The sequence below is a fragment of the Paenibacillus germinis genome, assembly GCF_013141785.1.
Classification (GTDB): Bacteria; Bacillota; Bacilli; order Paenibacillales; family NBRC-103111; genus Paenibacillus_E; species Paenibacillus_E phytorum.
Genome location: NZ_WHOC01000137.1, coordinates 82130 through 93609 on the forward strand (window position 1 = coordinate 82130; position 11480 = coordinate 93609).

The window sequence follows — 11480 nt, forward strand, 5'->3', positions numbered from 1 at the left end:
GCAAAAAGGAGATGCGGAATAATGGGGATTGTGTACGATTCGAATTCGCAAACTTTCCATCTTCAAGGGAAGTCATCGAGCTATATCATGCAGCTGATCAAATCCAAATATTTGGCTCACGTTCATTGGGGACGCCAAATACGGGGAACCAATCCGGGAAATTTGCTCGCTATAAGACGTCGCTGCTCTTTCTCGCCGTCCACGGACCCGAATGATCTAACGCTGTCTTTGGACACATTGCCGCAGGAATTTCCGGCATACGGAGGTAGTGATTTTCGTGTTCCGGCCTATCAAGTACAGTTGGAAAACGGCACGACAGTCAGCGAACTCGTCTATGAGTCCCACCGAATTTATGCGGGAAAAACACCGTTAGAGGGATTGCCTTCCACCTATACGGAGGATGACCGCGAAGCGGAGAGTATCGATATTGTATTGGCCGATCCGACGATCGGATTGAAGGCCATACTTACATATACCGTATTTCGTGATTTGGATGCGATAACCCGGTCTGTTCGATTTGTGAATGTGGGTAATCAATCGATCAAGCTGCTTCGAGCATTAAGCTTTGGTATCGATATATCCCACAGCGATTTCGATATGCTTCATTTATCAGGCACATGGGCGCGTGAGCGACATATCGAAAGACGCCCCATTCTAACAGGCGGGTCTGTTATTGAGAGCCGCCGGGGGTCTAGCAGCCATTCGCACAACCCATTCATGGCCCTGCTTTCCAAGCAAGCGGATGAAGACCAAGGAGAAGCATACGGATTCAGTCTTGTCTACAGCGGCAGCTTTGTTGCTCAAGCTGAAGTTGATCCTTACGGAACGACTCGCGTAGTGATGGGAATTAATTCGTTTGATTTTTCTTGGCTCTTGGAACCTGGGAAAACCTTCCAAACGCCGGAGGCAGTTCTCGTCTATTCCGCAGAAGGCATCGGCGGGATGTCGCGCACGTATCATAAGCTGTATCGCTCACGGTTATGCCGTGGACACTTCCGCGATCGTCACAGGCCGATTCTGATCAACAACTGGGAAGCCACCTATTTTAATTTCAACGCGGATAAAATTGAAGAGCTTGCGCGAGTTGGCAAAGAGCTCGGTTTAGAGCTTTTAGTGCTGGACGACGGTTGGTTTGGTAAGCGAGACAACGATAAAAGCTCGCTCGGAGATTGGTTCGTTGATCGTAACAAGCTACCACAAGGCATGCCGGATTTGGTAAGCCGAGTGAAGCAGCAAGAGCTGGAGTTCGGTCTATGGTTTGAACCTGAAATGGTATCCCCGGACAGTGACCTGTATCGGGCCCATCCCGACTGGTGTCTGCACGTGCCGGGCCGGCGGAGAACTGAAGCGAGGCAGCAGCTGATTCTTGATTATTCACGTCAAGATGTAAGAGACTACATCGTAACAGTCATCACCGATATTCTTGCGAGCAGTCCAATCACCTATGTGAAATGGGATATGAACCGCAATATGACAGAAATCGGTTCCGCCCAGCTCCCGCCAGAGAGGCAGCGTGAAACGGCTCATCGTTATATGCTCGGGCTTTATGAAGTGATGGAACGGATAATCTCCGCATTCCCGAGTGTGTTGTTCGAAAGCTGCTCCGGTGGGGGCGGACGGTTCGATCCTGGGATGCTCTACTATATGCCGCAAACGTGGACGAGCGATAATACGGATGCGGTAGAACGGCTAAAAATTCAATACGGAACAAGTATTGTGTACCCAATCAGCACCATAGGCGCTCATGTTTCAGCAGTCCCTAACCATCAGGTGCACCGTACGACACCGCTCGATATGCGGGGGAATGTGGCGATGTCGGGTAATTTCGGCTATGAGCTGGATTTGACCGCATTTACGGAATCGGAAAAGGAAGCCGTGAAGAAGCAAGTTGCGCTTTATAAACAATTGCGGCCGCTGATCCAATTCGGCGAATTCTACCGTTTGATCAGCCCTTTTGAACACGTTAGCGCTGCTTGGATGTTTGTTTCCGAAGATAAGAAGGAAGCGTTGGTTGCTTTTTTCCAAGTGCTGTCAGAGCCGAACGCACCGCTCAGGAAGCTGCGATTAAAGGGGTTAGCGGCAGAGAGCAATTACTTCCTGTACGATGCGGAAGACCAAGGTGATAGTGTGGAAATCTTTGGCGGGGATGAGCTTATGCATGTGGGTCTCAATTTGCCGATCTGGAAAGGCGATTTCCGAAGCCGCCTTTACCGCTTGAAAATGGAGGAATAACAAGATGAAAAAGCTGCGTTTGAGCGATTTGCAGGATAAGAGAAACGGCCACATTATGCAGGATGTATTACCAGGTGCTTATTTATCTTCAGGCGGTCTTTCTTTCGCGAAACGGGGAGAGCGCAGTCATACAAATGATGGACCTGATGGAAGGGACTATCATGTCCACGGAGATTGTGAAGCGTTCATTATTTTGCAGGGAACTGGAACGATGGAAATTAACGGTGAGCATATTCCGGTGGCAACCGGGGATATCGTGATTGTTGAGCCAGGTGAGGATCATCACCTTAATTCGAGTGAGGACGACCCGATTGTCACCGTGTGGTGTCATGCAGGCCCGAATCGTCATAAGAATCAGCAGGAGGACGCAGTATGAACAAAATCATAAACACGGATACTCATACCTTTACTTTATCGGGTGAGGATCATGGGTTTACCGTCACGCTGTTTACGAAAAAGCTGCAAGAGGGAATCGATCTCATCACGCTACAATTGGAAGCGGAGGAGGCGCTGACGCCTCCCGTTTTTACGATTGGTTGGTCGCATCCTGCCTGTGATATTCAAGGCAGCTGGCATCCGGCCCAGGACCGAAATAAGAGCTTTAAGGCCGATTGGATGCGCACGTTACGCTCCAACGCGGCTGCGTCTGCTCCGGTTTATTCCTTGTTTAATAGCGTGGGTCGCAATAGGCTGACATTTGCTTATTCGGATGCACTTAACACGGTGCACTATTCGGGAGGTATTAGCGAGGAAACGGCTGATTTCCATTGCCGCGTTCAATTGTTTACAGAAACGACCGCACCTTTCACCTCATATGAGGCAAAGCTTCTCGTAGATACGAGAGATATTCCTTATTATGAAAGCCTTCAGGGCGTTCAAGAGTGGTGGAGCGCCATGTCGGAATATCGCCCGGCGTTCGTACCTGCGGTCGCCAAGGAACCGATGTATTCGACCTGGTACAGTATGCATCAGAATGTAACAGACACACATATCGAAGATCAGTGCCGTATCGCTAAGAAGTTGGGAATGGAAGCCGTCATTGTGGACGATGGCTGGCAGACGGAAGATAACCGCAGGGGGTATGCTTACTGCGGAGATTGGGAGACTTATGAGGGCAAATTCCCCGATATGAAGCGGCATGTTGATGCGGTTCATGAGTTAGGCATGAAATTTATCCTCTGGTACTCGGTACCTTTTATCGGTAAATACAGTGAGGTGTGGGATCGATTCAAAGATAAGATTCTGCGATTTAACGAAAATCATGGGGCAGCCGTGCTCGATCCGAGATACCCTGATGTTCGAGAGTATATCATAAATAAATATGAAGAAGCGGTGAAAGAATGGGGCTTGGACGGCTTCAAGCTTGATTTCATTGATACGTTCTATTCGCCTGAGCTTCAGCTTCCCTCAACAGTCCCCGGCAAGGATTATGAGTCCATACCTGAAGCCGTTGACCGTCTATTGACGGACTCTATCGGCAGATTGAGAGAATTGAACCCCGATATCATGATCGAATTCCGCCAGATGTATATCGGTCCTGCCATGCGCAAATACGGCAATATGTTCCGTGCAGCCGATTGTCCGAACGACAGCATCCAGAACCGAGTGCGTACGTTGGACATCAGGCTGATTTGCGGAGATACCGCAGCTCATGCGGATATGATCATGTGGCATCCGGAGGAACCCGTGGAAAGCGCAGCCTTACAGTTAATTAATTGTCTATTTTCGGTGCCTCAAGTATCGGTCCTCTTGGATAAGCTGCCTGCTAATCATTTTAGGATGCTCGAATACTGGCTTTCCTTCTGGAAGGAGAACCGTGATCTGTTGTTAGACGGTCGTATCGAGCCTATGAATCCGGAGCTGTTGTATCCGCTAGTTCGTGCTTTTAAAGAGGATAGGGGGATTATTGTTGCTTATCATGAGCGAATTGTGCCAATAGATGCAGGGGCGCCAGTGTCTCAGTGGATCGTTGTGAACGGCAGAAGACAGGATGGACTCTATCTAGAGGTTACTGGTGAAGTTGGAGCAGCGAAAGTAATTATTAAAAATTGCTGCGGAGACATTGTAGAGGAGCTGTCTGCCATGCTGACTACAGGCATTCATAAGCTTGCGGTTCCGGCTTCAGGTCTTGCAACTATCTCCATTTTATAGAACTGGAAATGATAGGCACGCACATTAGGAGGATCATCGATGAACTATTTGGCTAATGAAGGAAGATATGCAGAAATGCCTTACAATCGAAGCGGAAAGAGCGGTCTTAAGCTGCCTCCGATTTCATTTGGATTATGGCATAATTTTGGAAGCATCGATCTATTCGAGAATAGCAGGGCCCTAGCGCGCCATGCGTTTGATTTGGGGATTACCCATTTCGATCTTGCGAATAACTATGGGCCATCGGCAGGCTCTGCGGAGGAAACATTCGGACAAATTCTGAAGAAGGATCTTCACCCTTACCGTGATGAGCTGATCATTGCAACCAAAGCGGGCTATCGCATGTGGGACGGTCCTTATGGGGAGCGAGGCTCCCGCAAAAGCATGCTCGCTAGCCTCGACCAGAGCTTAAAACGACTTGGCATGGACTATGTCGATATTTATTATTCGCACCGGTTTGACGCTGAGACGCCTCTGGAAGAAACAATGAGTGCCTTGGATCAGGCTGTACGGCAAGGAAAAGCGCTGTATGTGGGTGTGTCCAACTATAATGCGGAGCAAACGGAGCAAGCAGCAGCTATATTGAAAGGTCTCGGCACTCCATTCATCATTCATCAAGTACATTATTCGATGTTTGAAAGACGGTTGGAGCAAGGCCTGCAAGACATTTTGGCAAGAGAAGGCGTGGGGTCAATCGCTTACAGCCCTCTAGCCAGAGGACTGCTGACGGATCGTTATTTGGAAAACATTCCGGCGGATTCCCGTGCGGCAGGTGACAGTGTTTTTCTAAGGCCTGAGGATATTACCGAGGAAAAGATCGCAAAGTCGCGACTTCTGAATAAACTAGCTCAGGAACGCGGGCAAAGCCTTGCCCAAATGGCTTTAGTTTGGGTTCTTCGCAAGGGATATGTTACCTCCGCATTAATTGGTGCAAGTAAAGTGAGTCAACTTGACGATAATGTAGCAGCTTTGAAGCAGCCTACTTTCACTCAGGAAGAATTGGATCTTATCGATCAAATTCTTGGGGGCTGAAGTTTTGCAGGATTTGCCCTAGTGGGAGCCGAAGTATACGGAGCTATGGAAAAGCCTCATTATCAAAGACAGAAGAGGGCTGTGTATGCTAATCCGATTGAATAAAGTACTCGAAAAAGCGATGCCTTTTGTAACGCCATCTGCTGTTATTGTTGGGTTAATTTGCTCAGCTTGGCTGCATCATCTTAGCTTTCTAGTACCTTGGATATTTGCTGCAATGACGTTTGCTGGAAGCATTGGATCTAATTTTAAGGATTTACGTAAGGTGATGATGCACCCGCTGCCGATTATAGCCAACTTTATCATTTTGCATCTTGTGATGCCGATACTGGGATGGGCGGCCGGTTCGATATTTTTCCCGAGTGATGATTTGACACAGACTGGATTTGTGCTTCTGTTCGTTATTCCTACCGGGGTTGTCAGCTTGGTGTGGGTTACTATATACGGGGGTAATATAGCGCTTACTCTGGCGCTCATCTTGCTGGACACGCTTCTATCTCCATTGATTGTGCCGCTTAGTCTCTCTCTTATCGTTGGGGCTAAGGTGCATATGGACCCATGGGATATTATGAGCGGGTTATTCTTAATGGTTGTGATCCCGTCATTAATTGGCATGCTGCTTAATCAATGGACAAAAGGCAGAGTTAAAACAACCTGGGGGCCGAGGTTGGCGCCCTTTTCAAAAATAGGACTTTTTGTAGTTGTCGCGATTAATTCTTCAGTCATAGCTCCCTATCTGAAAGACATGAATGGTCAGTTGGTAAAAGTCATTGTTCTTGCTTTCGCATGTGCAACCATCGGTTATTTGGCAGGATGGCTTGTGTCGCGGATGATGAGGTGGGACCGCGAAGTCACAATTGCCCTCACCTTCAATTCGGGGATGCGAAACCTGAGTGCGGGTGCAGTGCTCGCTATCAGCTTTTTTCCGCCGCCTGTTGCTCTTCCGGTTGTCGCAGGTATGCTGTTTCAACAAATCCTGGCAGCTTTATATGGGCAGCGTCTGGCTAAGAGGTATGGCTTGAACGCTCATACAGCCAAGGCAGCATAAAGAAAACGGGGTTTTGCTAGGAATGAATGAGGTTGAATTGGGAGATATCTGCCAGTTATATGGGGTTCAGTTTGTCCCGCCACCATTGTAAATCAGCAAAACGAAAAGCAAAAAGGAGCTCAGCCAGTTGAACTTGGCTAAGCTTCTTTTTGCATTGCAGACAACTATGGAGGCTGCCTGATAATGCGTATCATATGATGAATGGTTTTAGGATGTGCTTTAAAATATAGGCATTTAGATCAGTAACAAGAGCGGAACTACGTTCATATGTTGTCATTGTGTACTCGAATAAATTGGCGGATATCACAGGCACAACAATTTATTAAACGGAGGTTTGAGTCATGAATGATTTCAAAAATGATCTTCAGAAGTTGAATGTTTCCGAGTTTAAGGCGAGCGAGTTGACACCTTGGAACGCACAGAGCCAGCAAGAGGCTCGATTATGCGTCAATTGCTTCAATTGCGTCAATTGCTTCAATTGCATCAACTTAAATTGCTTCAATTGTTTCAATTGTCACCAATGCCACAACTGTCACAACTGTCACAACTGTCATAATTGCCACAACTGTCACAATTGCCATAACTGCCATAACTGCCACCATGGAGGACGTTGAGTTGTTTTTTGCCGATACGGCAATGTTTACGCCCGTTATTTCTAGCTTTCAGACGGAAACATGGACTACTTAATGAGAAGAGAAATGCACCTGTAGCGACCCAGGCCAACGTAAGAACTTAAGGCTCTGCCGCAGTTTCCTCTATCTAATTTGATTAAAAGGAAATAATCCCGCTAATTTCTTCATTCGATCGCCTTTCAACCAATTATCTGGAAATTCTCCTGTTAATTCCTTCAGACTTGTATCATTTGCGGGTCTAGTGCCGAATTAGATGGAGGTTTTCCAGTTAAGTATGTCCCTAACCCAAGCATATAAATTTTTGTATCTCAAGAAAGACCTGAAAGCCCCTGCAGCAGCACAGGGGTTTTTCCCATGTCTATTTAAGGCGTGTATTTCCCTTAAAGAATAAGACATGAGGGACAAATAGCTTTACATAAGATTACTTGTGAAGAGTTAGGGCAGATTGAGAACAGTTTACGGAGGAGGAAAAAAATGACGAATTTGAACCCTTCGATGCGACTGAAGGTGAAGAGGGATACGTTTTTTCTCCCTGATCCAAACGGTAGTGTATATTTTCGAAACAATGTAAGCTCGTTCCGCATGGAAGGCGAATTGATCGATCAGTGGATTGAAAAACTGCTACCGATATTTAACGGGGAGCATAGGTTGGAGGATTTGACAGACGGATTGCCTGACCAACACCGGAACCAGGTATATGGAATTGCAGAAATGTTGTATCGGAATGGCTTTGTTCGGGATGTGAGCCAAGACACGCCACATCAATTACCGGAAGAAGTGCTCAAAAAGTATGCTTCTCAAATTGAATTTTTGAACAATTTCGTTGATTCGGGTGAATACCGATTTCAGTCCTATCGTCAGGCTAAAGTATTGACGGTCGGCTCTGGCCCATTCTTGATCTCGGCAATTTCTGCGCTGCTCGAATCCGGATTGCCCACGGTTCACGTGTTAGTCTCGGGCACAGAGCCGACCGATCGGCAACGGATGCTAGAACTGGCGGCACATGCTCGTAAAACGGACCCCGAGGTGGCCATAGAGGAGGTTACACTGCAGAAGGAGGGGGTTCATAGTTGGCGGGAGGCTGTGAGGCCGTTTGATTCGATTTTATTTGTGTCACGAGAGGGTGATATCGAGGAACTGCGGCTTCTTCATGCGGTTTGCAGGGAGGAGAAAAAGGTGTTTCTTCCCGCTGTATGTCTGCAGCAGGTGGGTCTGGCGGGTCCGCTTGTGCATCCGGACTTTGAGGGATGCTGGGAGTCAGCGTGGCGCAGCATACACGAATCCGCGATATGTAAAGACCCCCAGCTGCACACCTTTTCTTCCACAGCAGGAGCGATGTTAGCGAATGTGATTGTGTTTGAATTATTAAAAAAGATTACGGGAGTGAACGATTCGGAACAAAGCAATCCATTTTATCTGCTTAATCTGGAGACTTTGGAAGGAAAATGGCATTCGTTCATGCCTCATCCGCTCGTGAACGGACGCACCGCAGTTAAATGGACTCACGATTTCGATCAGCAGCTCGAACGGAGAAAAAGCAAAAGTGAGAACGGATTACTTCCTTACTTCAGCGAGTTGACATCGGCGGAATCAGGGATTTTCCATATTTGGGAGGAGGGGGACTTAAAGCAGCTACCACTCTCTCAGTGTCGCGTTCAGGCAGTCGATCCGCTATCGGAAGGGCCGGCTGGGCTGCTGCAAGACATAGTTTGTACCGATTTGACGCATGAAGGAGCACGGCGGGAAGCAGGGCTGACCGGGATTGAAGCGTATGTGTCGCGGATGGCAAGCTTGCTCATTTCAACATCTCCCTCCAATCAGAAAGCAAAGGGAAGCAGGATAGAACCGCAGGAATTTATCGGCGTTGGAGCGGGAGAAACGGTTGCGGAAGGCATTGGCCGAGGGTTGCAAAGGTGTTTGGCCGAGGTACTGGGCAAGCAGCAGGCGTCTCAGTTGCCCTCTGTCTTTCGAGTACAGTTGTCTGCGATAGAAGATAAACACTGCCAGTTTTATTTGCAGGCTCTGACGACGATGAAGGGAGCACCGATGATTGGCTTGGGGGAGGAAGTGTCCGGATTCCCTGTGGTGTGGGTCGGCACGAGTGATCGCTGGTATGGCGGTGTAGGCTTGAATGTGACCCTGGCGTTAAGAGATGCTTTGCAACGGGCTTTGTTGGAGGTACAAAACCAATCGGCTTGCCTCACTTCGCAAGTGTTGAAGGTCTCGTCCGTGCGTCTGGCAGAACAGTTGCCGAATAGCCTTGAGATCCCCTCATGTGAAGTGAAGTCAAAATCGGAGGTTCTGCAATCCGCCTTGAAGGTCTTGGAACGGAATCGTAAACGGCTCTTGGTCTTCGATCTGGCAGTAGAACCGTTTTTGAAAGAGGAAATAGCAGGAGTGTTTGGCGTGTTATTGCGAGAGGAGGGATATCGGTGAGCGCTGTCGTTATGATTGTGGGAGATGGGGTCTTGGCGGACAGCGTGTACGAAGAACTATCAGCCCAATTCGAGGTCGTACGTCAGATCAATTTCGAGGCGGGAGTACCGGAAGCAGTGGACTTGGTTCTGGTGCTGCAAGATGCTTGGCATCCTTACGTTCATCAAAAGGCGGAAGAGCTGCTGCAGCCAGCCGGCATCCCTTGGTTGCGCGGCTTCGTTTCATTTGGCGAGGGCGTGATCGGGCCTCTGGTAAGTCCGGGTACAAGCGGGTGTTCCCAGTGTGCAGACACGCGGCGTCTCATGGCGGGACGCGAGCGCAAGGAGATGCGGAAGCTGCAGATGAGGCTGGTGGCACATGGGGGAATGCCGAGTGATGCCTGGGCGTCGCGTACAGGACTTTTGCAGGTGGCTCACCTGCTGGTGGCGGAGGCACAGAGGATGATACAAGGCAATCCGGTTCACTCGGTAGGGAAGTTGTTTTTGATCAACCTGAAAACGCTGGAGAGCACACTTCACTTCTTTCTCCCAGACCCGCTGTGTCCGGTTTGTAGTCGATTGCCTGACGATTCATCGACAGCAGCCCGCATTTCGCTGCAACCAAGTCCGAAGATCAGCTCAGACAGTTACCGCTCCAGGCCGATGGATGACCTGAATAAAGTCTTGGCCAGAGACTATCTGGATTATCGGACCGGATTTTTGAATGGGAAAATGGTTGACATTACGTCGCCATTTGCCGATGTAAGTGCGAATCTGCCATTATTTACGGAGGATGTGGGAACGGCAGGTCGGACTCATTCCTATGCGGCGAGCGAATTGACCGCTATTTTGGAGGGACTGGAGCGATACTGCGGTCTAGCACCCCGAGGCAAACGGACGGTAGTCCATGGCAGCTTCCGCAATCTGAAAGATCAAGCGCTCGACCCCGTCAAGGTAGGGGTGCACACGAAGGAACAGTATGCTCGGCCGGGGTTTCCATTCACAACATTCAATCCTGATCAACCAATCGATTGGGTATGGGGATATTCGCTTTTGCAAGAGCGTCCGATTCTGGTTCCGGAGCAGCTAGCCTATTACAGCATGGGCTGCGGGCAAGGTTTCGTGTTCGAGTCTTCCAACGGATGCGCGTTAGGAGGAAGTTTGGAGGAGGCCATTTTTTACGGCATATTGGAAGTAGTGGAGCGAGATTCGTTTCTAATGGCTTGGTATGCACAGATGTCTCTCCCACGCCTTGACCTTTCTTCAGCTAATGACAGAGAATTGCAGTTGATGATCGAACGTTTGCGGGCCGTGGCGGGGTTTGATGTGTATTTCTTTAACTCGACGATGGAGCACGGGATTCCAAGCGTTTGGGGGGTAGCGAAAAATAGGAAACAAACAGGAGTGAATCTCATCTGTGCAGCCGGAGCTCATCCTGATCCGGTACGGGCAGTGAAAGGCGCGGTTCACGAATTGGCCGGCATGGTACTGAATCTGGATAAGAAATTTGATGCGAACCGGGAAGAGTATGTTCGGATGTTTCACGATTCCTCCCTAGTGCAGCAGATGGAGGATCATTCACTGCTGTACGGTTTGCCGCAAGCGCAGGAGCGCCTTCAATTTCTGCTGGATGAAAATCGCCCGTTGCGAACGTTTGAAGAGGAATTCAAGCGGGAGGCAAGGCATGCTGATTTAACGGATGATCTGAAGGACATTCTTAAGGCGTTCCGCCGATTGAATCTCGATGTCATCGTGGTGGATCTGACAGCGCCGGAAATCATTCGTAATGGACTACATTGCGTGAAAGTACTGATCCCGGGGATGCTGCCGATGACATTCGGCCATCACTTTACTCGCGTGGCAGGGTTGGAGCGGGTGTTGAGGGTACCGGTGGAACTCGGATATGCGAAGCAGCCGCTGAGGCTAGAACATCTCAATCCGTATCCGCATCCGTTTCCATAGGGTGTTAAG

General features: G+C 48.9%; 8 protein-coding genes. All 8 read left to right on the forward strand.

Going from position 1 to position 11480, the window contains the following annotated elements:
- The first annotated feature begins 21 nt into the window (after positions 1-21).
- The 8 genes from GC102_RS25100 (at position 22) to GC102_RS25135 (ending at position 11471) form a co-directional block, all read left to right on the forward strand.
- On the forward strand, positions 22-2232 hold the full coding sequence (locus GC102_RS25100) for an alpha-galactosidase (RefSeq protein WP_171691926.1): 2211 nt from the start codon (positions 22-24) through the stop codon (positions 2230-2232).
- Positions 2233-2236: 4 nt separating this feature from the next.
- Positions 2237-2608, forward strand: a complete 372-nt coding sequence (locus tag GC102_RS25105) for a cupin domain-containing protein (RefSeq protein WP_171691927.1) — start codon at positions 2237-2239, stop codon at positions 2606-2608.
- Positions 2605-4383: a glycoside hydrolase family 36 protein gene (locus GC102_RS25110; protein WP_171691928.1), complete on the forward strand. Its 1779-nt coding sequence runs from the start codon at positions 2605-2607 to the stop codon at positions 4381-4383. The genes GC102_RS25105 and GC102_RS25110 overlap by 4 nt, the downstream gene beginning before the upstream one ends.
- Before the next feature lie 39 nt (positions 4384-4422).
- Complete coding sequence (locus GC102_RS25115; RefSeq protein WP_171691929.1) at positions 4423-5415, forward strand: aldo/keto reductase; 993 nt, start codon at positions 4423-4425, stop codon at positions 5413-5415.
- 85 nt (positions 5416-5500) lie between these two features.
- Positions 5501-6463, forward strand: a complete 963-nt coding sequence (locus tag GC102_RS25120; protein ID WP_171691930.1) for a bile acid:sodium symporter family protein — start codon at positions 5501-5503, stop codon at positions 6461-6463.
- Positions 6464-6804: 341 nt separating this feature from the next.
- Entirely contained in the window at positions 6805-7077 is a 273-nt protein-coding gene (locus tag GC102_RS40725; protein ID WP_171691931.1) for a heterocycloanthracin/sonorensin family bacteriocin, read from the forward strand.
- 492 nt (positions 7078-7569) lie between these two features.
- Positions 7570-9531, forward strand: coding sequence for a putative thiazole-containing bacteriocin maturation protein (locus GC102_RS25130; protein ID WP_171691932.1), 1962 nt, complete (start codon positions 7570-7572; stop codon positions 9529-9531).
- Positions 9528-11471, forward strand: a complete 1944-nt coding sequence (locus GC102_RS25135; protein WP_171691933.1) for a TOMM precursor leader peptide-binding protein — start codon at positions 9528-9530, stop codon at positions 11469-11471. The genes GC102_RS25130 and GC102_RS25135 overlap by 4 nt, the downstream gene beginning before the upstream one ends.
- Positions 11472-11480 lie beyond the last annotated feature (9 nt).

Coding starts and splice junctions, on each gene's coding strand:
- GC102_RS25100 (WP_171691926.1), top strand. CDS start 22: ATGGGGATTGTGTACGATTCGAATTCGCAAACTTTCCATCTTCAAGGG.
- GC102_RS25105 (WP_171691927.1), top strand. CDS start 2,237: ATGAAAAAGCTGCGTTTGAGCGATTTGCAGGATAAGAGAAACGGCCAC.
- GC102_RS25110 (WP_171691928.1), top strand. CDS start 2,605: ATGAACAAAATCATAAACACGGATACTCATACCTTTACTTTATCGGGT.
- GC102_RS25115 (WP_171691929.1), top strand. CDS start 4,423: ATGAACTATTTGGCTAATGAAGGAAGATATGCAGAAATGCCTTACAAT.
- GC102_RS25120 (WP_171691930.1), top strand. CDS start 5,501: ATGCTAATCCGATTGAATAAAGTACTCGAAAAAGCGATGCCTTTTGTA.
- GC102_RS40725 (WP_171691931.1), top strand. CDS start 6,805: ATGAATGATTTCAAAAATGATCTTCAGAAGTTGAATGTTTCCGAGTTT.
- GC102_RS25130 (WP_171691932.1), top strand. CDS start 7,570: ATGACGAATTTGAACCCTTCGATGCGACTGAAGGTGAAGAGGGATACG.